The 24,730-nt window shown below is 59.6% G+C and carries 19 protein-coding genes, 1 tRNA gene and 1 pseudogene; 9 read left to right on the top strand and 12 right to left on the bottom strand.

What is annotated here, in order from left to right; all coding sequences use genetic code 11:
• Positions 1-12: 12 nt before the first annotated feature.
• Positions 13-1,050, bottom strand: coding sequence for an AraC family transcriptional regulator (locus ACYZUA_RS16525; RefSeq protein ID WP_461959708.1), 1,038 nt, complete (start codon positions 1,048-1,050; stop codon positions 13-15).
• Positions 1,051-1,500: 450 nt separating this feature from the next.
• Between ACYZUA_RS16525 and phbB the strand changes: the two genes are divergently transcribed.
• From phbB to phaC, 3 genes are all read left to right on the top strand, one after another.
• Positions 1,501-2,247, top strand: coding sequence for an acetoacetyl-CoA reductase (gene phbB / locus ACYZUA_RS16520; protein ID WP_461959707.1), 747 nt, complete (start codon positions 1,501-1,503; stop codon positions 2,245-2,247).
• Between the two features lie 57 nt (positions 2,248-2,304).
• On the top strand, positions 2,305-3,483 hold the full coding sequence (locus ACYZUA_RS16515; RefSeq protein WP_201181314.1) for an acetyl-CoA C-acetyltransferase: 1,179 nt from the start codon (positions 2,305-2,307) through the stop codon (positions 3,481-3,483).
• 96 nt (positions 3,484-3,579) lie between these two features.
• Positions 3,580-5,283 (top strand): class I poly(R)-hydroxyalkanoic acid synthase, encoded by a 1,704-nt coding sequence (gene phaC, locus ACYZUA_RS16510; RefSeq protein ID WP_461959706.1) that lies wholly within the window; start codon positions 3,580-3,582, stop codon positions 5,281-5,283.
• A gap of 285 nt (positions 5,284-5,568) precedes the next feature.
• Here the strand turns inward: phaC and ACYZUA_RS16505 are convergent.
• The 7 genes from ACYZUA_RS16505 to fdnG form a co-directional block, all read right to left on the bottom strand.
• Positions 5,569-5,664 (bottom strand) — tRNA-Sec (locus ACYZUA_RS16505).
• 6 nt (positions 5,665-5,670) lie between these two features.
• On the bottom strand, positions 5,671-7,578 hold the full coding sequence (gene selB, locus ACYZUA_RS16500) for a selenocysteine-specific translation elongation factor (protein WP_461959705.1): 1,908 nt from the start codon (positions 7,576-7,578) through the stop codon (positions 5,671-5,673).
• Positions 7,575-8,999, bottom strand: a complete 1,425-nt coding sequence (gene selA, locus ACYZUA_RS16495; RefSeq protein WP_461959704.1) for an L-seryl-tRNA(Sec) selenium transferase — start codon at positions 8,997-8,999, stop codon at positions 7,575-7,577. Before selA ends, selB begins: the two co-directional genes overlap by 4 nt.
• Positions 9,000-9,260: 261 nt before the next feature.
• Positions 9,261-10,187 carry a formate dehydrogenase accessory protein FdhE gene (gene fdhE / locus ACYZUA_RS16490; protein WP_461959703.1) on the bottom strand — a complete coding sequence of 309 codons (927 nt, stop codon included), beginning with the start codon at positions 10,185-10,187 and terminating at the stop codon, positions 9,261-9,263.
• Between the two features lie 4 nt (positions 10,188-10,191).
• Positions 10,192-10,845: a formate dehydrogenase subunit gamma gene (locus ACYZUA_RS16485; RefSeq protein WP_461959702.1), complete on the bottom strand. Its 654-nt coding sequence runs from the start codon at positions 10,843-10,845 to the stop codon at positions 10,192-10,194.
• Positions 10,842-11,786 carry a formate dehydrogenase subunit beta gene (fdxH, locus tag ACYZUA_RS16480; RefSeq protein WP_461959701.1) on the bottom strand — a complete coding sequence of 315 codons (945 nt, stop codon included), beginning with the start codon at positions 11,784-11,786 and terminating at the stop codon, positions 10,842-10,844. Before fdxH ends, ACYZUA_RS16485 begins: the two co-directional genes overlap by 4 nt.
• A complete protein-coding gene (fdnG, locus tag ACYZUA_RS16475; protein ID WP_461959700.1) occupies positions 11,787-14,852 on the bottom strand; it encodes a formate dehydrogenase-N subunit alpha in 3,066 nt (1,021 codons plus the stop codon). It abuts the gene before it with no gap.
• A gap of 388 nt (positions 14,853-15,240) precedes the next feature.
• Here fdnG and ACYZUA_RS16470 point away from each other — a divergent pair, with 388 nt between their 5' ends.
• Positions 15,241-16,395: a MalY/PatB family protein gene (locus ACYZUA_RS16470; protein WP_461959699.1), complete on the top strand. Its 1,155-nt coding sequence runs from the start codon at positions 15,241-15,243 to the stop codon at positions 16,393-16,395.
• Positions 16,396-16,509: 114 nt separating this feature from the next.
• A complete protein-coding gene (locus ACYZUA_RS16465) occupies positions 16,510-17,367 on the top strand; it encodes an SDR family oxidoreductase (protein ID WP_461959698.1) in 858 nt (285 codons plus the stop codon).
• Between the two features lie 189 nt (positions 17,368-17,556).
• Here the strand turns inward: ACYZUA_RS16465 and ACYZUA_RS16460 are convergent, their stop codons facing one another.
• Genes ACYZUA_RS16460 through ACYZUA_RS16450 form a run of 3 tightly spaced genes read right to left on the bottom strand, consistent with a single transcriptional unit; the run spans position 17,557 to position 19,043 of the window.
• Entirely contained in the window at positions 17,557-18,006 is a 450-nt protein-coding gene (locus tag ACYZUA_RS16460; protein WP_461959697.1) for a DUF421 domain-containing protein, read from the bottom strand.
• Positions 18,007-18,013: 7 nt separating this feature from the next.
• Positions 18,014-18,532 (bottom strand): hypothetical protein, encoded by a 519-nt coding sequence (locus ACYZUA_RS16455; protein ID WP_461959696.1) that lies wholly within the window; start codon positions 18,530-18,532, stop codon positions 18,014-18,016.
• Positions 18,522-19,043 carry a CinA family protein gene (locus ACYZUA_RS16450; RefSeq protein ID WP_461959695.1) on the bottom strand — a complete coding sequence of 174 codons (522 nt, stop codon included), beginning with the start codon at positions 19,041-19,043 and terminating at the stop codon, positions 18,522-18,524. The genes ACYZUA_RS16455 and ACYZUA_RS16450 overlap by 11 nt, the downstream gene beginning before the upstream one ends.
• A 195-nt stretch (positions 19,044-19,238) precedes the next feature.
• Here ACYZUA_RS16450 and ACYZUA_RS16445 point away from each other — a divergent pair.
• The 4 genes and pseudogenes from ACYZUA_RS16445 to ACYZUA_RS16430 form a co-directional block, all read left to right on the top strand.
• A pseudogene (locus ACYZUA_RS16445) lies at positions 19,239-19,430 on the top strand (hypothetical protein); the annotation flags it as partial.
• A gap of 46 nt (positions 19,431-19,476) precedes the next feature.
• Positions 19,477-20,820, top strand: a complete 1,344-nt coding sequence (locus tag ACYZUA_RS16440; RefSeq protein ID WP_461959694.1) for a cation:proton antiporter — start codon at positions 19,477-19,479, stop codon at positions 20,818-20,820.
• A 186-nt stretch (positions 20,821-21,006) separates the two neighbouring features.
• Positions 21,007-21,303, top strand: coding sequence for a hypothetical protein (locus ACYZUA_RS16435; protein ID WP_461959693.1), 297 nt, complete (start codon positions 21,007-21,009; stop codon positions 21,301-21,303).
• Between the two features lie 255 nt (positions 21,304-21,558).
• Positions 21,559-22,035 (top strand): hemerythrin domain-containing protein, encoded by a 477-nt coding sequence (locus ACYZUA_RS16430; protein WP_461959692.1) that lies wholly within the window; start codon positions 21,559-21,561, stop codon positions 22,033-22,035.
• 744 nt (positions 22,036-22,779) lie between these two features.
• Here ACYZUA_RS16430 and ACYZUA_RS16425 read toward each other — a convergent pair.
• Positions 22,780-24,702, bottom strand: coding sequence for a hybrid sensor histidine kinase/response regulator (locus ACYZUA_RS16425; RefSeq protein ID WP_461959691.1), 1,923 nt, complete (start codon positions 24,700-24,702; stop codon positions 22,780-22,782).
• Positions 24,703-24,730 lie beyond the last annotated feature (28 nt).

Genomic DNA, 24,730 nt, shown 5'->3' with positions numbered 1-24,730 from the left:
CACAGGACCGCGTCAGACCGGCGCGGCCTCCTTGATTTCAAACGATTCATCGGCCCGATACTGACCGGGTGTCATGCCAAACCAGCGGCTACAGGCTTTGTTGAAACTGCTGTGATCATGAAAACCAAGGAGAAACGCGACATGCTTCATGTTGAAGTGAGAATGGCGCAGGTAGAAATCGGCCAGTTGCCGGCGCACATCGTTTTGCACGTCCTTGAACTGCGTCCCTTCCTTTTCCAGCGCGCGCTGCAGCGTCCGCTTGCTGATGTTCAATTGCGCCGCGATCGACTCCATGTCGCACTGCCCCTGGCCCTGACTCAAGCGCTCGGTAATCAGCGCGCGAATCCTGCCGACAATGCAAAAACCAAACAGCAGATCCAGTTGAGCCTCGGCAAAACTGTCATGCAACACCGCCAACGCTTCATTGGCCATGTTCAACGGACGCAGCAGTTCCTGACCGTCAAACAAAATGCTGTCGTAAGGCGCGTCGAAATGCAGGTCGCAGCCAAACAGCCGTCGATGCTCGGAGGTGTCTTCAGGTTCGGGATAGGTGAATCCCACACTCAACGGTTGCGGTGCGTTGCCGCCCGCCAGCTTACGGCAGAACCCCAGCAATGAAGCCAGCGCCGCATCGGTGTATTGGCGAGGTTTGACCGAGCCTTTTTGTTGATGATCGAGGCCGGAAAGTCGGTAATTCTGTTGTTCCGATGTAAAGAAAAGGCTGAATCCGGTGCCGATCAACGGACTGAAACGGACCAGTCGTTCAAGGGCTTTTTTCAGATTCAGGCTGGACATCATGGTGTAGCCGACGATTTGAAAACTGCCGGGATGGAAACTTCCATAAGCCTTCAAGCCGATGTCTGGATCTCCCGAGGCCTGAGCGGCCAGATTCCATAGTCGATAGATAGCCCTTCGCTCGCAAAACGCTCCTGGTTTGCTCGCGAGCTGCATGTCTAGTTCAGCCTCCTGACACAGACTGGCGACATCCAGTCCTTGAGCCAAGAGCGTATTTACCAGCACGCTGGCATAGCCTGAACTCATTCTATACATGGCGTCCTCAATGACCTGTGGAACCGAACATCCTGTCCGGAGCCATGACTGATCTGCGATGAATCAAAGACTAAACGGATCGTACCGTTACCAATATTGATCCCAGTATAGGTACTCCTCACTTTTAGCCACTATTTCAGGCCAGTCGTCGCTTTGTAGCTGCCTTGTGGCGAGGGGATTTATCCCCGTTCGGCGGCGAAGCCGTCGTAATCCATTGGACGCAGTGTGGCTGGAAAAACAGGGGCCGCTTCGCAGCCCAACGGGGATAAATCCCCTCGCCACAAGGCAGCTGCTACAGATGAGCGGCGAGGCGACGATAGAAAGTTCCGTTTCGCTTCGGGCATGGCACCGTTGGACACCAGACCGTCACCTCTCAACACTTCCGCACGCCCCGCCAATACCGAACAATCCCCCATCTTGCAGCGCAAAATACAAAAAGGAAGAGAGCATATGAAGTCGCTTAGTCGTATTGCGTTGGTCACGGGTGGTATGGGTGGGATTGGCACTGCGATAAGCCAACGCCTGTACAAGGAAGGATTCAAGGTCATCGTGGGCTGCAGCTCAGATTCCGCCCGCAAGAAAGAATGGATGGCGAGCCAACTGGAGGCGGGTTATCAATTCGAATGCATCTATGGCGACATCACCGATTGGGAGTCAACGCGCAAAGCGTTCGAGATGGCACGTGAGCAATTCGGCCCGATCGATGTCTTGGTCAACAACGCCGGGATTACGCGTGATGCGTCCTTTCGCAAACTGACGCCAGAAGACTGGAACGCGGTCATCGGCACCAACCTGAGCGGCCTGTTCAACACCACCAAACAGGTGATTGAAGGGATGCTGGCCAAGGGTTGGGGACGCGTCATCAATATCTCCTCGATCAACGGTCAGCGCGGCCAGTTCGGCCAGACCAACTACAGCGCGGCCAAGGCCGGCATCCATGGTTTCACCATGGCCCTGGCCCGGGAAGTGTCCGGCAAGGGCGTGACCGTCAACACCGTTTCCCCAGGCTACATCCAGACCAGCATGACCGCGGCCATCCGCCCGGACATTCTCGACACCATGATCGCGGCCACACCGGTCGGGCGCCTCGGTCAACCTGAAGAAATCGCCTCCATCGTGGCCTGGCTGGCTTCCGATGAATCGGCCTATAGCACCGGGGCCGACTTCTCGGTCAACGGCGGCATGAACATGCAGTAGACCTGTCAGGGCATGGATGCCCTGCTTTCGCTCGACAAAACCTTAATGAGGTCACGCATGAACGAAGTCGTAATCGTTGCCGCAACTCGTACCGCCATTGGCAGTTTTCAAGGTGCCTTGTCCGCGATTCCAGCCACCGAACTGGGCGCGGCGGTCATTCGCCGTTTGCTGGAAGAGACCGGTCTGGACGGCTCGCAGATCGATGAAGTGATCCTCGGCCAGGTACTCACCGCGGGCTCGGGGCAAAACCCGGCACGCCAGACGGCGATCAAGGCCGGTCTGCCCCATACCACCCCTGCCCTGACCCTGAACAAGGTCTGCGGCTCAGGCCTCAAGGCGGTCCAGCTGGCGGTCCAGGCCATCCGTTGTGGCGACGCCGAACTCATCATTGCCGGCGGTCAGGAAAACATGAGCCTGGCACCGTATGTGTTGCCCAAGGCCCGCACCGGTTTGCGTCTGGGTCATGCGCAACTGCAAGACAGCGTGATTCAGGACGGTTTGTGGGATGCCTTCAACGACTACCACATGGGCATCACCGCCGAGAACCTGGCGCAGAAGTACGAGCTCAGTCGCGAAGACCAGGACGCTTTCGCCGCAGCCTCGCAACAGAAAGCCGCTGCGGCCATCGAAGCGGGTTACTTCAAGCGTGAAATCACCCCGATCCTGATTCCTCAGCGCAAAGGTGAGCCGCTGGTCTTCGACACCGATGAACAGCCGCGTCCGGACAGCACGCTGCAGGCATTGGGCAACCTCAAACCCGCATTCCAGAAAAACGGCAGCGTGACCGCCGGTAACTCCTCGACCCTCAACGACGGCGCCGCCGTGCTGTTGCTGGCCAGCGCCGCCAAGGCCCAGGCCCTCGGCTTGCCGGTTCTGGCACGCATCAAGGCCTACGCCAGCGCTGGCGTGGACCCGTCGATCATGGGCATCGGCCCGGTACCGGCCACCCGTTTGGCATTGACCAAAGCCGGCTGGAGCCTGGACGACCTCGACTTGATCGAAGCCAATGAAGCGTTCGCCGCGCAATCATTGGCGGTCGGCAAGGAACTGGGTTGGGACACCAGCAAGGTCAACGTCAACGGCGGCGCGATTGCCCTGGGCCATCCGATCGGCGCATCGGGCGCGCGGATTCTGGTGTCGCTGTTGCACGAACTGATTCGTCGCGACGGCAAAAAAGGCCTGGCCACGTTGTGTATCGGTGGCGGCCAGGGTGTCAGCCTGGTCATCGAGCGCTAGAAACACAGGAGTGTTTTTTTAAGTTGCTGACGCGGCGCCGAAGTCCGGCGCCGCGGTTTTTTTCTGCCCGGTTTACTGATGTGGGCAAGGAGTTCCATGGACAATAACGCGCATACCTTCAACACCTTCTGGTCAGGCCAGGTTCCGTTCATTGCCTCCTTTGCAGTGCAACAATTACGACTCTGGGTCAGCACCAATCCGTGGTTTACCGGCCAGGATTACAACGAGTGGTTTGACCTGCCGCGCGGCACCCTGGACAGCCTCCAATCGGATTACCAACAGCAATGGGGCGAACTCGGCCAGCAACTGCTGACCGGACAACCATTCAGTTTCGACGATCGACGTTTTTCCAGCGGCAACTGGAGCCAGCCACTGTTCGGCTCGCTAGCAGCGTTTTATCTGCTCAACGCAGGGTTTCTGCTGAAGCTGCTGGACACGTTGGCGATTCCGGACAAAAAGCCGCGTCAGCGCCTGCTCTATCTGGTGGAACAAGCCATCGCCGCCGGGGCGCCGAGTAACTTTCTGGCCAGTAATCCCGACGCGCTGCAACGGGTCGTCGATACCCAGGGCAGCAGCCTCCTCACCGGCCTGTTGCACCTGGCCAGCGACCTGCAAGAAGGCAAGATGCGCCAGTGCGACGCCGGTGCATTCAAAGTGGGGGTTGATCTCGCCAACACTCCGGGCGAAGTGGTGTTCGAGAACGAACTCTTCCAACTGATTCAGTATTACCCGCAAAGCGAAACCCAGTACCGGCGCCCGGTGTTTGTCGTGCCGCCGTCAATCAACAAGTACTACATTCTCGACTTGCGCCCGGAAAACTCGATGGTTGGCCATCTGTTGAAACAAGGGCACCCGGTGTTTTTGATGTCGTGGCGCAACTTCGACCAGGAACACGCTGGCACCACCTGGGATGACCTGATCGAAACCGGCATCATCAAAGGCCTGCAAGTGACCCGCGAAATCAGCGGCGAGCAGCGGCCCAATTGCGTCGGCTTCTGCATCGGCGGCACGTTGTTGAGTTCGGCGCTGGCCGTCCTGGCGGCGCGCGGCGACCGCGAGATTGGCAGCGTGAGCCTGTTGACTACCTTCCTCGACTACCTCGATACCGGCCCCATCGACATCTTCGTCGACGAACAATTGGTGGCCTACCGCGAGCGCACCATCGGCGGCCTGGAGGGCCCCATCGGCCTGTTCAAGGGCGAGGACATGGGCAATACCTTCTCGCTGCTGCGCCCCAACGACTTGTGGTGGAACTACAACGTCGACAAATACCTCAAGGGCCAGAAACCGATCCCCCTCGACCTGCTGTTCTGGAACAACGACAGCACTAACCTCCCGGGCCCGATGTACTGCTGGTATTTGCGCCACACCTATCTGCAGAACGACCTGAAATCCGGTGAGCTGGACTGTTGCGGGGTCAAGCTGGACCTGCGCGCCATCGATGCTCCGGCATACATCCTCGCCACCCATGACGATCACATTGTGCCGTGGAGAAGCGCTTACGCCAGCACCGGGTTGCTCTCCGGACCCAAGCGTTTTGTACTGGGCGCCTCAGGGCATATCGCCGGAGTGATCAACCCGCCGGCCAAGGAAAAACGCCACTACTGGACCAACAACCGGGTCACCAAAAACCCGGAAACCTGGTTCAAGAACGCCCAGCAACATTCCGGAAGCTGGTGGAATGACTGGTTCGTCTGGCTGGCTGAACAGTCCGGCGAACGCCAGCCCTCGGTACTGCATACCGGCAACGCGCAATACCCGGCGATCGAGTCGGCGCCGGGGCGTTACGTGATGCAGTGATCGACCACTCAGCACGGGCGAAAAACTCGGGCTCTGTGGTAGGCCCTGTAGCAGCTGTCGAGCCTGCGACTGTGGCGAGGGGATTTAGCGAAACGTCGCACCGCCCCGTTGGGCTGCGAAGCGGCCCCTGTTTTTCCAGCCACACCGCGTCCAATGGATTACGACGGCTTCGCCGCCGAACGGGGCGGTGCGACGTTTCGCTAAATCCCCTCGCCACAGAGGATCTGTGACTACTCGGATGGGACGAGTCGATCCAGTGTTCGGTTCAGCCAGCATGATTGAAAATGGCGGAAGGCAGCCGGAGTCGAACCTGCCCGGGAACGGATGCCGTCCCCAACCGGGTTTGAAGCCCGGCCGCGCCACCGGGCGCGATTGCCTTCCTTGAAATCAGTGATCGGTACGTTGGGCCAAGGCATTGTCGAGGCGGATATGGCGCTTGTCGCCAAACCGTCGCGTCAGGCCGATCCGGTCGAAGTATTCGAGGATCTGGATGCTGCGCTTGCGACCCAGGCCCACCGCGTCACGAAACGCCGTGACCTGAATCACCGGGTTTTGCGCGGCCAGTTGCACAAGCATAGCCGCCAATCGTCGGATCATCGTGTCGGTGTAGAACAGGTCACGGACGACTTGATGCACCAATCCCAACCTCGCCATTTTGCACAGCAGCAAGCGCACGGCCGCCTCGTCATGGCCAAGGTTGCGCACCCACGGCGGATCAAAACCAGCCTCTTCGAACAACGGTTGCAAGTGTTGCCACAGGGCTTCGTCGTCTTCGCTCAAACGCACCTGATGATCGGGCAAATGCAGCCATGGCCCGCTGGCGGCAATCGCACCGCTGGCGAGTAACTCGTCGAGCAGACTGATGAACGTCGGTCGGTCCAGCGCTGTGCCGGAGAACCGCCGCAGGCGATCCCGGTCGGGGCCCATTTGATCCGGTTCCAGTTGATGAAAACGTGCGAGGTGTTCCAACAACGCTGCTTTCAGCGCTTCCCAGCGGGCCGCACTAAACAGCAATGGACCTTGGCGGGTGTCGATCAGGCGCACGTCATCGGGCAAAACCCAGGTGTTACGGGGGCGGTTGAACTGACGCTCCAGACGCTGCGGATCGAGCCCGGTGTCGCTGTTGGCCAATAACGCCGGCAGGCTGTCTTCCAACTCTTTGCCTGTGGCGAGGGCGTGTAGCTGCGCCAGCCGCTCGGGGCTTCGGCGTTGTCGGGTCGGTGCAAACGGGTCGAGCACCCGCGCGCCGCCGAGGGTGCGCTGGGCGCTCTGGTCACGCAGGATCAACGGATCGCCCTTCACCGCCTGCACCGGCGTATTCAGCAGCAGTTGCGCGAACATCCGTTCACCCGGCGCCAGGCGGGCGCCTTCCAGCAATGCCACCCGCCCGGTCACGTCCTGAGTCCCGACGTGAACGTGTACTGACTGAAAATGCTCGAAGGCCTTGGGTTCGCTGGCTAACAATTGCAGGTCGACGTCCACTCGCTGGGTTGGCGCGTACAGCCACTCGGCCAGCAACCAGTGACCGCGATGAATCTGCTCCAGGGCCAATCGTTCGGCACTCAGGTTCAACGCCACTCGCTGTCCGGCCATTGCGACTTCGGCGGCCCGATTCTGCGCATGCAGGCCGCGCACACGCACAAGTTTGCCCTGTGGGCCGAGCATCAGCTTATCGCCCACCGCCACCACGCCAGACAACGCAGTGCCGGTCACCACGATACCGACGCCGGCCACACTGAAAGCACGGTCGATCGCCAGGCGAAAACCGCCGCTGGTGCTGCGTTGAACAACTTCACGCTGTGCCTCGAGCAAGGCTTGCCGCAGCGTCTCGACGCCCTCACCGGTCACACTCGACAGCGCAATCAGCGACGCGTTGGCATAAGGCCCCGGCGCCAGTAATGTCTGGACCTGTTCGCGAACGGCTTGCACTCTGGACGGATCGACGCGGTCGCATTTGCTGATCGCCACCAGCGCCCGAGGGATTCCCAACAGTTCAACGATGGCCAGGTGTTCGCGGGTCTGCGGCATGACGCCGTCGTCGGCCGCGACCACCAGCAACACCAGATCGATGCCCTGAGCCCCCGCCAGCATGTTGTGGGTGAAGCGCTCATGACCGGGCACATCGATAAAACCGGTCAGGGGCGCTTGCGGTTCCAGCGCCGCATAAAGGTAGCCGAGGTCGATGGTCATGCCGCGTTCACGTTCTTCCCGGCGACGGTCGCCGACCTGGCCGGTCAGGGCCTGGAGCAAGGCTGTCTTGCCGTGGTCGATGTGCCCAGCCGTGCCGACGATCACTCCATGGCTCCTGCGATTTGATCGAGTTGCGCCAGCCACGCCGGTTCATCGTCCAGTTGCCGCAGATCCAGCCACAACGCATCGTCATCAATGCGCCCGAGTACCGGAATCGGCAACGCACGCAGGGCTGACTCCAGATCGTGCAGCCGCCGTCCGCGAAGACGTTTGGACGCGTGCGGTCGCAGGCATAACGCGCCGCTCGGCAAGCGCGCCACCGGTTGGCTGCCGCTGCCGATCATGCCCAGCGCCGGTACCGCGCTGACGCTCCAGCCGTCGCCCAAGACGTTGGCCAGCGAGGGTTGCAGGCGCTCAGCCTGGGCGAGGATGTCTGCCTGGGGTCGGGTCAGCAGGCGCAAACTTGGCAACCGTTCGGCCAGTCGATCAGGAGCGCGGTACAGGCCCAACACCGCTTCGAGGGCGGCCAGGGTCAGTTTGTCGACTCGCAAGGCGCGCTTGAGTGGATTGTTCTTGATCGTTGCGATCAGGTCTTTGCGGCCGACAATCAACCCGGCCTGGGGGCCACCCAGTAACTTGTCGCCGCTGAAGGTGACGATGTCTGCGCCATCAATCAGCGCTTGGCGCACGGTCGGCTCGGCGGGCAAGCCCCAGCGCGTCAGGTCCAGCAGGCTGCCGCTGCCAAGGTCTTCAAGCAACGGCAAGCCGTGTTGATGTGCGAGTTGCGCCAACTCGGCGGTCGACACCCGCGCGGTAAAGCCTTCAATGCTGTAATTGCTCGCATGCACGCGCATCACCAAACCGCTGCGTGGGCCAATCGCGGCTTCATAATCCCTTGCATGCGTGCGATTGGTGGTACCGACTTCGTGGAGCCTGACCCCGGCTCTGGCCATGATGTCGGGAATACGGAACGCACCGCCGATTTCGATCAGTTCGCCCCGGGAAATGATGCCTTCCTTGCGCGCGCCCAGACTGTTGAGCGTCAGCAACACCGCAGCGGCGTTGTTGTTGACCACCGTCACCGCCTCTGCGCCGGTCAGCTCGCGGATCAGGCCTTCGATCAGGTCATCACGGTCGCCGCGCTTGCCGCTGTGCAGGTCGAATTCCAGATTGAGCGGGTAGCGTGCCGCGAGTTGCACCGCTTCGATGGCTTCCTCCGGCAGCAACGCTCGCCCCAGATTGGTGTGCAGCACCGTGCCGGTGAGATTGAACACCCGGCGCACGTTGCTGCGATGCTGAGTGGCCAAGCGTTCACCCGCCCTGCCCGCTAACGCTTCAGGCGCAATTTCAATGGCATCGAGTTGCCCTGAAAGCACCGGTTCACGCAAGTCATCGAGCAGTTGGCGCAAATTCGCCAGCAACGCGTCACGCCCATAACGCTCGGCCAGCGGTTGGCAGGCGGGATGGCGCAGCAAACTGTCGATGGAAGGCAGCCGCAGAGCTTGGCTGGCGGATCTGGAAGACATCAGGCGCTCCCGCAAACGTTGACCGTCGCGCCTGAGTGTAGCCGCTGAGTTTGATGGGAGCTCAAAGGGGTAATGCCAATCACCGTAGCAGCTGGCGAAGCCTGCGTTCGGCTGCGAAGCAGTCGTGAAATCAGACGATGCGGTTTTCATAAAGACCGCAAACTCAGGTTTTACGACTGCTGCGCAGCCGAACGCAGGCTTCGCCAGCTGCTACTGATCGCGTATTGGCTTAACTGATCGGCATTAGCTCAAAGGGAGAGCTCAGTCACCTCCGGGTGCCAGCAGAAGATTAGGCGCCAGACGCTGGTAGCCTTCCTGCTCCAGGCGCATGTCCAGCAGCAGGCTGGTCAGGTCTGTCGAGAGCGCTTCGGCTTCGGCGTCGTTTTCCAGGTAAAGCAGTTTCAGGTAGCTGCGGCAGCCGGGGCAGACCTCCGCGCGTATCGGTGCCTGATTGGCGGCGTGTCGGTCGTCATCGAGGCTGACGTATTTAAGGCCTTTGCTCTGTTCGCAATACACACATTTGACCCGCACCACATGCCATTCGCAGGCGCACAGCGAGCACACCAGATACCGCAAGCCGTTGTACTTGCCGCGATGGCGAATCACACCGGCCATGGCCGGCGACCCGCAGGCCGGGCATTGACTGAGACTGTCGCCGGGCTTCAGCGCAAGGTCCGGCGTGCTCAACAACCAATGACTCCAGGCCACCTGCAACGCTGCGCCGAGGAACGGCACCAGCTCCGCCGGCAGCATTGAATACTGGCCACTGACCAAGGCAATCGCCCAGGCTTTGAGCAGCCCAGGGTTAGCACTGCGCAAAGTCGCCACGGCGTTTTCTACCGCCGTTTGTGGCGGTGGCTGATAGCGTTGCAACAAGGCTTCGAGATACGGCAGCCAAACGTTTTCGCGCACCAGACTGTCGGCGGCGAACGGTGGCAAGCCATGCTCCACGCAGACCCGAAGACGTTCGGGATCGGGTATGGCGGCCACAGGCGGATCGTCCATCAATTTCTGCTGCGCGTGGCACAGCCCCGCGATCAAGCGCAGATAGTCCGCCATGGGATTCCCGTCGGCCAGGCGTTCCAGGCGCAGCGCGCGCAAGGTGAACAGGTTGTTCGGTGGCAGATACAGAAGCGGCGGTGAACTCGCCGCCGCTTCTATCTGCCCAGGCTCGAGGATCGTGGCCAAGGGGTCATCCTTTTTTGCTGATCGGTGGCTCAGGCGTCTCATCACGGGTCACTTCCCGGTACCAGAGCTCATGGTGTTTTCTCGCCCAGGCGCGGCTGACCCTGCCACGCACCATGGCGTGGACCGAGCCGCGAATCCAGATACCCGCATAGATGTGGACGATAATGCTCAGCACCAGAATGAAACCCGCCAGCGCATGCAACAGCATCGCCCAGCGAATACTGGTGATGCCAAAGTAGGCGCTGAACCAGGCGCGCCAGATCACCAGCCCGCTGAACAGCAATACCAGCATGCAGATCAGCAACACCCAAAACAGCAGCTTCTGCGCCGGGTTGTACTTGCCGATCGGCGGCACGCCCTCCTCTTCGTTGCGCATGACAGTCCCGACGCGTCTAAGCCACAACCGGTCGTTGGCACTGAAGTAATTCGCCCGCCAGAAACTGAACACCAGGCCGAGGAACAGCACAAACATCGCCACGCCCATGTACGGATGCAGAATGCGCGTCCACGAACCGCCGCCAAACAAATTGCTGAGCCAGAACAGCGCCGGATGGAACAACGCCAGCCCCGACAGCCCCGCCATCAGAAACAAAATCGCCACCAGCCAATGGTTAGTGCGCTGGTTTGATGTGTAACGAATGATCGGTTTGTCATTCATGGCCTGTCCTCCCCGCCGGGTTTCGTCGGATCAAAGGTGTGCACCGATGGATCGAATTCATGCACCGCTGGGTCAACGATGACTGGATGTTCGTCTTCCTCGACCAACTGCGGACCAACGCGCACGTAATGGAAGAACCCAGCCAACACCGCCAGGCCCATGGCCAGCAACCCCAAGGGTTTACTCACGCCTTTCCATAAGTCCACTAGCGGACTGATGGTCGGTTGGTCCGGCAACCCGGCATACAACCTGGGCGTGTCGGCATGGTGCAGCACATACATGACGTGGGTACCGCCGACGCCTTCGGGATCATACAAACCGGCGTGTTCGAAGCCACGGCTCTTGAGGTCGACGATCCTTTCGGCGGCATGGTCTTTCATATCGTCCTTGGTGCCGAACACAATGGCGCCCGTCGGGCAGGTTTTCACGCAGGCCGGCTCCAGCCCCACCGCCACACGGTCCGAGCACAACGTGCATTTGTAGGCCTTGTGATCCTTTTGCGAGATTCGCGGGATATTGAACGGGCATCCGGTGATGCAATACCCGCAGCCGATGCAATGATCCTGGTCGAAATCGACGATGCCATTGGCATGCTTGATGATCGCCCCCGGACTCGGGCACGCCGCCAGGCAACCGGGTTCTGCGCAGTGCATGCAGCCGTCCTTGCGAATCAGCCACTCCAGATTGCCGGCGTCGGTTTCATGCTCGGTGAAGCGCATCAAGGTCCAGGTTTCCGCGGTCAGGTCCTGTGGGTTGTCGTAGGTGCCGAGGGTGTGGCCGACCTCATCGCGCAGCTCGTTCCATTCCGAGCAGGCGACTTGGCAAGCCTTGCAGCCAATGCACTTGGTGGTGTCGATCAGCTTGGCCACTTCCTCCTGATTGCGGACCGAGGACGGGACGGTCGTGGTGGCCGAACGGGCGATGATGTCTTGGCTGGCCATTTAGACTTTCTCCACGTTGACCAGGAATGACTTGGATTCCGGGGTCTGAGTGTTGCCATCGCCGAGGAACGGCACCAGGGTGTTGGTCAGGTATCCGTGACGCGTGAGCCCGGTAAAACCCCAGTGCAGCGGGATACCGATCTGGTGCACCACCTGATTGTTGACCTGCAGCGGTCGAATCCGCTTGGTCACCACCGCCACTGCTTCTATATGCCCGCGCTTGGAGCTGACACGGACCCGATCGCCGGCCACGATGCCTTTCTCCTTGGCCAGCACTTCACCGATCTCGACAAATTGCTCGGGTTGGGAAATCGCGTTGAGCTTGCAATGCTTGCTCCAGAAGTGGAAATGCTCGGTCAGCCGGTAGCTGGTCGCGGCATACGGATAGTCCTTGGCCACGCCTAAGGAATCCCACACCGAATCGAAGATCCGCGCCGCCGGGTTGCTGGTGGCTTTCTTGTTTTCCGGGTGCAGCGGGTTGATGCCGATCGGCGTTTCGAACGGCTCGTAATGTTCAGGGAAAGGCCCTTCGTTCATCTTGTCGACGGCAAAGAACCGCGCCACGCCTTCGGGGTTCATGATGAACGGATTCATCCCGGCTTCCGGTGGCGAGTCGGCCTTGAAGTCCGGCACATCGGTGCCGCTCCAGGCTTTGCCGTTCCACCACACCAGGCGTTTTTTCTCGTCCCACGGTTTGCCTTGCGGGTCGCACGAAGCGCGGTTGTAAAGAATCCGTCGGTTCGCCGGCCAGGACCAGGCCCAGCCCTGGTGTTGCTTCATGCCATACGGATCACTGTTGTCGCGCCGGGCCATCTGGTTGCCCGCCTCAGTCCAGCTGCCACAGAAAATCCAGCAACCGGAAGCCGTACTGCCGTCGTCCTTGAGCAGGCCAAAACCGGCCAGTTGCGCGTTGCCCTTGATCGCCGCGCCGTTAGCGTCGGTGAAGTCCGTGGTGGCATAGCCGTTGATTTCCTTGGCCAGTTCTTCCGGCGAAGGCTCCTCGGCAATTTTGTACGGCCAGGACAGTTTGAGGATCGGCTCGGCATAAGCGCCGCCGTTGGCCTGATAACGCTGACGCAGACGGATAAACAGCTCGCTCATGATCCGCACATCGGTGCGCGCTTCACCCGGACCGTCGGCGCCTTTCCAGTGCCATTGCAGCCAGCGGCTGCTATTGACCAGCGAGCCGTCTTCTTCGGCGAAACAGGTGGTAGGCAGGCGAATCACTTCGGTCTGGATGCCAGCGGTTTCGACATCGTTATACGGCCCGACATTGCGCCAGAACTCCGAGGTTTCGGTGGACAGCGGGTCCATCACCACCAGCCACTTCAGCTTGGCCAGCGCCGCCATCACCCGGTTTTTGTCAGGCAACGCGGCGATGGGGTTGAAGCCCTGGCACAGGTAGCCGTTGACCTTGCCCTGGCCCATCAGGTCGAACACTTTGAGGATGTCGTAGTTAGGAATGTCCAGTTTCGGCAGATAGTCGTAAGCCCAGTTGTTCTCCAGCGTGGCGTTGTCGCGGTACCAGGCTTTCATCAGGCTGACGTGGAATTTGCTGTAGTTCTGCCAGTAGGACAGCTGCCCCGGACGCAACGGCATTTGCGTGCGTTTGGTGATGTAGGCGGTGTAATCCTGCTCCGCATCCTGCGGCAAAGTCAGGTACCCCGGCAGCGAATTGGACAGCAAACCGAGGTCGGTCAGCCCTTGGATGTTGGAGTGCCCGCGCAAGGCATTGACGCCCCCGCCCGGCATGCCGACGTTGCCCAGCAGCAATTGCACCATGGCCGCGCTGCGAATGATCTGCGAACCGATCGAGTGCTGCGTCCAGCCCAGCGCGTAGAGAATCGTCATGGTTTTGCCCGGTTGCGAGCAGGTGGCGATTTCTTCCCAGATTTTTTGCATGGCATCCACCGGCATGCCGCAAATCTGGCTCGCCAGTTCGATGTTGTAGCGGCTGTAATGCTGCTTCATCAATTGATAGACGCAGCGCGGGTCGTGCAGGGTCGGGTCGACCTTGACGAAGCCGTCATCACCGAGTTCATAACCCCAGCCGGACTTGTCCGTGTAGCTGCGTTTGGCCACGTCGTAGCCGCTGAAGATCCCGTCCTCGAAGCCATAACCGGCTTTGACGATGAACGACACGTCGGTGTAATTGCGCACGTACTCGTGGTGGATCTTGTCTTCGGTCAGCAGGTAGTTGATCAGCCCGCCCATGAAGGCGATGTCGGTGCCGGTGCGAATCGGCGCGTAATAGTCGGCCACCGAGGCGGTCCGGGTGAACCTCGGATCGACCACGATCAAGCGAGCCTTGTTGTGCGCCTTGGCTTCGGTCACCCATTTGAAGCCGCACGGGTGCGCTTCTGCTGCGTTGCCGCCCATTACCAGGATCAGATTCGCGTTGGCGATATCGGTCCAGTGGTTGGTCATGGCTCCACGGCCGTACGTCGGGGCAAGACTTGCCACCGTCGGGCCGTGTCAGACACGCGCCTGGTTATCGAACCCCAGCATGCCGAGACTGCGAACCACCTTGTGGGTGATGTAACCCGCTTCATTGGAGGCCGCCGAGGCCGCGAGGAAGCCGGTGGTCAGCCAGCGGTTGACCGTTTTGCCCGCTTCATTCTTCTCGATGAAGTTGGCGTCGCGGTCGGCCTTCATCAGATCGGCGACGCGATCGAGCGCTTCATCCCAGGAGATGCGCGTCCACTCGGTGGTGCCGGGTTTGCGCACCTGTGGATATTGCAGACGGCCGGGGCTGTGAATGAAGTCCAGCAGGCCCGCGCCTTTGGGGCACAGGGTGCCGCGATTGACCGGATGATCGGCATCGCCTTCGATGTGGATGATGTTTTGCGCGACATTCTTGGCGGCATCGCCCTGGCTGTACATGATCAAGCCGCAGCCTACCGAGCAATACGGGCAGGTGTTGCGGGTTTCATGGGTGTGGGCAAGCTTGAAGTGGCGCACCTGCTCGGCGAAGGCAGTCGCAGGGGCCATGCCCAGCGCGCCGAGGCTCGAGCCCGCAAGGCCGATACCAGCGACCTTGAAGAACTGACGACGGTTGAGGTCCATCGTGCACTCCTGTCAGGTGGAGACCCGGTAGTTTTGCCGGGTTTTTCTGGACAATCACGGTTGCGGCAGTCTGGCTGCCGACTCTTAAAACTGTAGACAATGTTAGAACTGACTGTGTGAAAACCGACCATCGGGCAATACAGTGGCATCAACCATCACGCATAACCTGTGGGAGCGAGCCTGTGTGGCGAGGGGATTTATCCCCGTTCGGCTGCGAAGCAGTCGTAAAACCATCGTGTGCGGTGTACTTGGCACACCGCGGTTTTCGATTTCGGGGCCGCTTCGCAGCCCAACGGGGATAAATCCCCTCGCCACACAAGCTCGCTCCCACAGGGGCTTGGCGTTTATCATGACCGTCGGATTTACCTTGCCCTTTATGAGACTGAGCATGACTTTCGATTTTGATCAGGTGTTCGACCGCCACAACACCGGCAGTACCAAATGGAGCCGTTACCCGGCCGACGTGTTGCCGATGTGGGTGGCCGACATGGACTTCTCCGCGCCGCCGGTGATCATCCAGGCCCTGCAAAAACGTCTGGAACACCCGATGCTCGGCTACAGCGTGGCCCAGGATGACTTGCGCAATGCCATCGTCGCCGACCTATGGAACAAGTACGCTTGGCGCGTATCGCCTGAGGAACTGATTTTCCTGCCGGGCGTGGAGTCGGGGTTCAACATGGCGCTGAATGCCCTGGTCCAGCCGCAGCAGAACGTTGTGGTTCAGGTCCCGAACTACCCGCCGCTGCGTCATGCGCCGGGGCACTGGGGTTTGAACAAGGTTGAACTCGAATTCGACGCGTTGGCGGACGGCACTTACGCCACGCCACTCGATGCCCTGAATCGGGCGCTGACCGGTGGCGGTGCGCTGCTGCTGAGCAACCCGCACAACCCGGTGGGCAAAGTCTTCCCGCGAGAAGAACTGCAAGCGGTCGCCGACATCTGCGTGGAGCAGGACGCTTGGATCATCTCTGACGAGATTCATGCCGAGTTGTGTTTCGACGGGCGCGTACACATTCCGACAGCGTCCCTGAGCCCGGAAATCGCCAAGCGCACCATCACGCTGATGTCGGCGAGCAAGGCCTACAACATTGCCGGTCTGAAGACGTCTTTCATGATCATTCAGGACTCGGCGTTGCGTGCGCGGGTCAACCACGCCCGCTGCGGCATGGTCGACAGCGTCAACCCGTTGGGCATGGAAGCGACGCGCGTCGCCTACAGCGAAGGCGGCCCTTGGCTGGCCGGCTTGAAAGCTTATCTGCAAAACAATCGGGATTATCTGGTGGACGCGGTCAACACGCGCCTGCCGGGTGTGACCATGAATATTCCGCAAGGCACGTATCTGGCGTGGCTCGACTGCTCGGCGCTGGGACTGGATAACCCTCAGCAGTTTTTCCTTGAACAGGCCAAGGTCGGGTTGAGCGCGGGTCTGGATTTCGGCGATGACAGCAAACAGTTCGTGCGCCTGAACTTCGGCTGCCCACGGGCATTGCTGGAAGAAGGCATTGCGCGGATGGAACGCAGCTTGCTCAATCGCAACGCCTGATGATCTTCGTTCCCACGTTCCACGTGGGAACGATCACTGAAATCCAACCGAACTCAAGGCAAAACACCAGGGTCAACCCTTTGACTCCTCTGCCTTGCGAACGGAGATTTCCCAATGATTACCTACCCAAAACCACCCTTTCCGAAACAGGCCCAGCCTGTCCCCGGTTCCCAAAAGAAAATGGATCCGTACCCCGACTGTGGCGAACAAAGCTACAAGGGATCAGGCCGACTGGACGGCAAGATCGCCCTGATCACCGGCGCCGACAGTGGCATCGGTCGCGCCGTAGCGATCGCCTTCGCCCGTGAAGGCGCGGACGTCGTCGTCGCCTATCTCAATGAACATGAAGACGCGCAGGAAACTGCACGCTGGGTCGAGCAGGCCGGCCGGCAGTGCCTGTTGCTGTCCGGTGACCTGGCGCAGAAAGCCCACTGCCAGGCCCTGGTGGACAAGACGGTCGAACGCTTCGGCCGAATCGATGTGCTGGTCAACAACGCCGCGTTCCAGATGAGCCACGAAAACATCGAGGACATCCCGGACGAAGAATGGGTGATGACCTTCGACGTCAACATCACCGCCATTTTCAGGCTCTGTCAGGCCGCGTTGAAGCACATGAAACCCGGCAGTTCGATCATCAACACCAGCTCGGTCAATTCCGACATGCCCAAACCGACCCTCCTGCCTTACGCCACGACCAAAGGCGCGATTGCCAACTTCACTGCGGGCCTCGCGCAGATGCTGGGGCCGAAGAACATTCGGGTGAACTGCGTGGCACCAGGGCCGATCTGGACGCCGCTGATTGTCTCGACCATGCCCGATGAAGAAGTGCAGAACTTTGGTGGGCAAACGCCGCTCGGCCGGCCGGGTCAACCGGTGGAAGTGGCGCCGATTTATGTGTTGCTGGCGTCGGATGAGGCCAGTTACATCACGGGGCAGCGCTACGGGATCACCGGTGGCAAGCCGATGCTTTGAACACATTCTTCAATCAGCAAGAAACCCCGTGGCGAGGGGATTTATCCCCGTTGGGCTGCGAAGCGGCCCCCTGCATTCTTTCAGGTGTTCCTGGCAAGCAGGTTTAGCGACGGCTTCGCCGCCGAACGGGGATAAATCCCCTCGCCACAAGTTTGCGCCTGCCTCAAGATTTCATTAAGTGCACAGGCTTCACGACGATTCTTGAGCAATCACCGAGATCTTGCCGTTGCGCTCCAGGATCGCGAACTTGATCTGCTCAAGGGTTTCGATGCCCTGACTCGAGCGTGCCGCCTCCATGATGTCGGCCTCGATCAATCGCGCGTGGCGCAGGCGTTTGTGCAGAACCTTGCCGTTCTCGACGATGATCGTCGGCCCGCCATCGATCAACTGCGACACCCATCGCGAGCGTTGTTTGAGCAGCGATAGGCCGACGTCGATGACAATCAGCGTGACGATCACCAGCATCGAATTGGTCAGGGAAAAGTCATCGCCCAGCAACGCCTGTTGCGTCGCTTCACCGATGATCATCAACAGCACAAAATCGAATGTCGTCAATTCGGACAGAGAGCGTCGCCCCGCGATTTTGAACAGCACCATCAGCGCCAGATACATCGCAGCCGCGCGCAATACCGAGTCCATAGGTCACCTAAGGGAAAATGAATTGATCGAGGTTCACGGGCAGGGCGCCGGGCGATGCAACGCGGCTGCGAAACAGTCCCAGCCCATCGCCGCGCAACGTCAGATAAAGGTTTGCCTGGCCCTGAGCGTCGGTTTGCACCCACAGCCTCATGCCCGACCCGGCACTGATGGCGCGCTGGGGTTGCGGTTGCAGGGTTTCAATGTTGAAACCGTCCAGCAGCGCCCCGGTCAGTTCCAGCTCAACCGTGGCATTGGGCGCACCGCTCACGCTGATCTGCATCGGGTTAGAGGATCCGTGGCGGTGGAACACTTCGTATTGCACCCGGACCTTGCCATCGTCGCCTTGAACGTCCCGGGTGCTCAGTGGCCCGCGTGAAAACAGGCCGAGTAGCGCCAGCAACACCAACAGCATCAGGGCGAACCATCCCCAACGCTCGAATCGCCAGACCTTGACCTGATGCGCCATGTCTTCGCGCACGGGATAGTCGCGGCTGTGGTAATCGGTATGGTCGGCTTCATCGTTCATCGCGTGCGCCCTGCCCTTGCTCGCCGTCCAATGCCCGTTGATGGAAATGCGGCAGCAACTTCAACGCGTGCTCCGCGGCCAATAACTGAACCTCACTGCGGGTGCCGGAAAACCGCAGTTGTCGGCTGAAGACACATGGCCCCTGCCCGGTCTGATAGGCCCAGGCGAAACAAATGGTGCCGGCAGGGATGCCATCGACGTCTTCCGGCCCGAGGATGCCGGTGGTCGCCACGGCGACATTGGCTGTGCTGTCGCGCAGCGCACCCAACGCCATCTCCCGAGCGACTTCACAACTGGTGAGGTTGAACCTTTCAATCGTCTCAGGGCTGACGTTGAGCAAGCGTTGCTTCGCTTCGGGGGAATAGACCACGTACCCGCTTTCGATCAGCTCCCCACTGTGCGGAACCTCAGCCAGCAGCGTGACGATTTTTCCGGCCGTGCAAGACTCTGCGGTGGTCAACAGCAAGTCGTTTTCACGCAAATACTCGACCACGGATTGGCTGACGCTCATGGCAAATCATCCAGAAAGGAGAGCTGCTCGGTTGACCTTCAGCGTCTCCAAACATTCCCTCTTTCGGACCACGCCCGGCTCTGGGATAAAAAATTGAACCCCTGTCAAAACTCGCCCCTCAATACGTTCAGGGCCCCTCTGTACGGGCCACTCCAGATCCGGAGGTCATAATGTCCGCACCTATCGTCAATCTATTCCACCTATTCCACGTTTCTGCTGTTCGTCGGCTTGCCGATCTTTATGCATGAGCGCAAGGAACAAGGCCCGCTGAACGCCGCTTGCGTCTGGGGCGTCGGATTGCTGGTACTGGTCACCCTCCTGGTCTCAATGATCCTGCTATGGTTCAACGTATTGACACCTGAATACCTGCGCGCGACCGTCGGTTGATCGCCAAAGGCTCTACATCGCGGCACGCACCCGGCGAGTACCGAACATGAGTTTCATTTTGTGGGTGGCGGTGCTGGGTGCCGTGCTGCTGACGCTGGCACTGACATCGTCGTACCTGCGATGGATGCCGGTGACTACGTCGGCGGTGTGCCTGGTGCTGGGTGTAGCCATCGGGCCCGCGGGGTTCGGGCTGTTGAAACTGGACACCGAAGATGCGTCCACCTGGATGGAGCATCTGACGGAAGTCGCGGTGCTGTTTTCGTTGTTTGTCTGTGGTTTGAAGTTGCGCTTGCCGCTCAGGGACAAAAACTGGCGCATCGCCTACGGCCTGGCCGGCCCGGTCATGGTGCTGACCATTGCCGGCGTCAGTCTGTTGCTGCATTACGGTTTTGGATTGTCCTGGGGCGCGTCCGTGTTGATCGGCTCGATTCTGGCGCCCACCGACCCGGTACTCGCCGCCCTGGTGCAAGTCAACGACGCCCGGGATGACGACAGCGTGCGCTTCGGGCTGTCGGGTGAAGCCGGGCTCAATGACGGGATCGCTTTCCCGTTTGTCATCCTCGGCCTGCTGCTGGTGCAACACGACGGCAACCCCGGCTGGCTGAGCGACTGGGTGCTGCGCAGTCTGTTGTGGGCAGTCCCGGCCGGTTTACTCACCGGCTACTGGATGGGACGCGGCATTGGCCGTCTGACCTTGTCAATGCGCATCAAAAATGACGACAGCACCCTTTCGCCGAATGATTACCTCGCCCTCGCCTTGATTGCCCTGGCCTATGTAGGGGCCGAGTCGATTCACGGTTATGGCTTTCTGTCGGTGTTCGCTGCCGGCCTGGGTTTGCGCCACGTAGAAGTCAAATCCACAGGCGATGACGCGCTTCCCGCCGAGCATCTGGTTCAGCCAGTCGTGGGACATCAAAATGTCGACCCGCAACAGGCGGTTCATGGTGACACCGCAAGCCTTGAAGATGCTCAGGTCGCCGCGGGCATCATGATGGGCGATATGCTCGCCTTCGGCAGCCTGGTGGAGCGGGCCATGGAAGTCTTTCTGGTGACGCTGCTCGGCGTGGTGCTGATGGCTCACTGGGACTGGCGCGCGTTGCTGATCGCTGGCGTGTTGTTTTGCCTGATACGACCACTGAGCGTCGTCGTCATGCCTTGGGGCAGCTTGCTCAACGGTCACCAGCGAATGTTGATTGGCTGGTTCGGCATACGCGGTATCGGCAGTTTGTATTACCTGTTTTATGCCGTGAACCATGGGTTGGGCGATTCGATAGCAACGTTATGTATCGACCTGACGTTATCTGTGGTCGCGCTCAGCATCCTTATCCACGGGGTCAGCACTCAACCGATCCTGGCGCGATATGAACAGCATAAAAAACAGGATATTTGATTTGAGGTCTGTGCTCTCAGGGTCGGAAATATCGAATTTTCACATTCATAAATATGAATTCTTTTGCGATCCGATAAGTCACAACTCTAATCCCACCCGGCCTTTGCATGGCGGGACTTGCCAGGTTCGGTTCCCCAGCGGCATCGATACCTATCAAAAGGAACCTCGAAAAATCAGGTGCTGGTCATGATTCACTATTCCACCTCCGAAGAAATCAAAGCCTGCCGGGCCTTAGCCCTGGAACGTAATCATCAGATGTTTGAAGAGGCCCAGGCGCTGAACCGTAGCGCCTTTGGGTTACTCGAGGATAGCGACATGGATGTGGAGCTGTTTGATCGCTATCAGGCGATGCGCAGGAAGGCCGACTTGAAGTTCGAGGAAGCGATCGGGCACTTGCGGCTGCTCAACAAAACTTTCCCACCTGTCTCGATTTCCACACAAAACACTCATCGTTCGCTCCAGCAACCCGAATCCATATCCTGAACTTGAAAAGCCCGGCGCAATCACCGGGCTTTTTACTACTCAAGGCATCAATGCACCACTGCGAACTGCATGAGTGAATTTCCGGACTCATGCAGGCTGCATGACCTCAGTTTGCTATCAGCCACTCCAACTCATTGTTTTATAAAAACGTTATCGCAACGAGAAACCGGCACGACAAATGCTCAAGGACTATGAGCGACCTTCGGCCCTGAGACCGTTCGCGCTCACCCCCTGACTCGTTGGAGAGACTCGACCATGAACGCCATAGACTTGTTGAAAGCCGACCATGAACGTGTAAAAGGCATCCTGACCCAGCTAAGCGAATCCACCGAGCGTGGTGTTAAAAAACGCGGCGAGTTGCTGGCCAAGCTGGAAATGGAAATCGCCATCCATACTCGTCTCGAAGAGGAAGTCTTGTACCCGGCGTACAAGAAAGCCGGGGGCAAGGAACAGGACGTCATGTATTACGAAGCCAAGGAAGAACATCGCACCGTTGATTCGCTGGTGCTGCCAGACCTGAAAGTCACCGATCCGTCCACTCCGGAATTCGCCGGTCGCGTGAAAGTGGTCAAGGAACTGTTGGAACATCACATCGAGGAAGAGGAAACCGAGATGTTCCCTCAGGCTAAAAAGCTGTTGGGCAAAGCCACACTTGAAGAGCTGGGCGCGCAAATGGAAAGTTTGAAAGCTCGGTACAAGAAAGAAATGAGTTCAGCCAATCTGGCGGCTTGATGCTGGAGGAACAGCAAAGCTGGGGTACATATCCGTTTCTGCGGTGATGGCGGCTTAGGGTTCCGCCCTTACGGCGGGTCACTTTGGAAAAGCCCCAAAGTAACCAAAGGGCTCCTGCCCCTGTCGTTCGGTGCCTCGCTGTGGCTCGGCATGCCCTCGCTCCGGTCCTGCTCCGTGGGCCCGCCGCCATCGGCCATCCATGGCCGGGGGCGGCTAACCCGGCATCCATGCCGGGTTGCCCACTGCGCAGAACCTCCACTCGGCCTCTCGAGGGCGCGGTGCGTCAAGATCAAGAGCTGCAGGCGAGCTAACGCTCGGCCTGTTGAGTGGTGAGAAGCTTGCGTACACCCCCGTCCCGCCCCGTCCCGCCCCGGTAGGAGCTGTCGAGTGAAACGAGGCTGCGATCTTTTGATCTTGCCGTGGCTGTGGCTGTGGCTGTGGCTTTTGATCTTGATCTGCTTGCCCCTTTCCCAGAGGCCGAACGCAGGTATTGTGTAGGGGGCACCGCGGCAAGGATGCCGCGGTAGCCGCCCCCGGCCATGGATGGCCGATGGCGGCGGGCCCCCGGAGCAATGCCGGAGTGAGGGCATGCCGAGCCTAAGCGAGGCACCGAATGGCGGGGCAAGAGCCCTTGGTTACTTGGGGCTTTTCCAAGTGACTCGCTGTAAAAGCGAAACCGATAGCCGCCGTTACCGCGAAAACGGATATGTACCCCCAACTTTAAGTGAACAGTCTCGGGCTTTGTCATTTCATGGTCGTGGCGATGATTTCCACCAGATTGAGTTGGGTAAAGGGTTTGGACAAACGCGGAAGTCTGGTTGCAAAACCTTCCAGCCGCTCGGCGTAACCGGTGGCAAGGATGATCGGCAGACTCGGTTTGATGATCTGGATAGCCTGCGCCAGTTGCGCGCCATTCATCTGTGGCATGGCCATGTCAGTGATGACCAGGTCAATCGCCTGTTCGCTGCCGAACATGGCCAGCGCCTGTGCGCCGGACAATGCACTGATCACTCGATGCCCCAGGTCTTCGAGCAGCAGGCAGGTACTGGTCAATACCAGACTGTCGTCATCCACCACCAACACACACAGTCGGGGCACCGGCGGTGCGGTTTGCTCCTCGGCAACAGGTTTGGCGACTGAATCAGCTGTGGCGACGGGTATCCACAGTTCGGCGGTTGTGCCTTTGTCCTTCAGGCTTTTGAGGACGAATCGGCCGCCCAATTGCTCGATAAAACCATGAACCATTGACAGCCCCAGGCCAGTACCTTTGCCAACGCCCTTTGTGGTGAAAAAAGGGTCCGTTGCCGATGCCAGCGTCGCGTCATCCATGCCCTCACCGGTGTCGGTGACAATCAGGCAGACATAACCACCGGGCGCCAGGGAAAGCTGCGCCTTGTCCAGAACAGCATCTGACTGGGCGCTGATCACGATTTTTCCGCCATGGGGCATCGCATCTCGAGCGTTGGTCACCAGGTTCAGTACTGCCAGTTCGAGCTGATTGACGTCGGCCATGACCGGTTCAAGATCTGGCGAAAAGCGCGTTTCGAGCACCACGGAAGGCCCAAGGGAGCTGCGCAACAGCCCGATAATCCCTTGCACCAGCTTCGGAATCTCGACAGGTTCGGACTTGAGCTCCTGGCGTCTGGCAAACGCGAGCATGCGCTGAGTCAGGGTTACGCCACGCAAGGCACCTTGAGTGGCGTTGTCCACCAATCGGGTAATTCTCGAATCGTCCCCGACGCGTTTGCGGACGATTTCGAGATTGCCGAGGATGACGGTCAGCAAATTGTTGAAGTCGTGGGCAATGCCACCACTGAGTTGACCGATGACCTGCATCTTCTGCGCCTGAAACAGCGCTTCGCGGGTTTGCTCAAGCGCCTGCTGGGCTTGGGTGACTTCGGTGATATCACGGGTGATCTTGGCAAAGCCGAGTAACGTGCCGGTGTCGCCCCGAATCGGGTCCACCACGACATGTGCCAGGAACCGCGTACCGTCCTTGCGCACGCGCCAGCCTTGGTTTTCGAACCGCCCCTCACGGATTGCAATGTCCAGGGTCCGTTGTGGTTCGCCGGCCTCGCGGTCTTCCGGGGTGTAAAACATCGAAAAATGCTGGCCGATGACTTCTTCGGGCAAGTAGCCCTTGATGCGCTGAGCCCCGAGGTTCCAGTTGGTCACGCGGCCATCCGGCGTGAGCATGTAGATGGCGTAATCAGTGACACTTTGAACCAGCAGACGGAATTGCTGCTCGCTTTGCTTGAGGACTTCTTCGGCCATTTTGCGGTCGGTCAGGTCCCGGGTGATCTTGGCAAACCCCAGCAACGTGCCCGACGGGTCGAGAATCGGATCAATGACCACGTGGCACCAGAAATGCGTGCCGTCCTTGCGAACCCGCCAGCCTTCCCCCTCGAAACGCCCCTCCCTGATCGCCGTGTCCAGCGCTCGCTGGGGCAAACCGGAACGGCGATCCACTTCGGTATAGAACCGCGAAAAGTGCTGACCGAGAATCTCGGCCTCTTCATACCCCTTGAAACGCCTGGCGCCGGCGTTCCAGCTGGTGATGATGCCTTCGGGATCAATCATATAGATCGCGTAGTCAATCACAGCATCGATCAACAGGCGAAAACGACTGTCGTCGATGGCGTTGGCTTTGGTCCGATCCTCGTTCATTGATCCCTCTTGGTATGACCGTTTTTTT

The sequence above is a fragment of the Pseudomonas sp. LS2P72 genome (assembly GCF_054897865.1).
The sequence above is the reverse complement of the archived record's forward strand: the minus strand, read 5'-3'. Positions and strand labels throughout refer to the sequence as shown.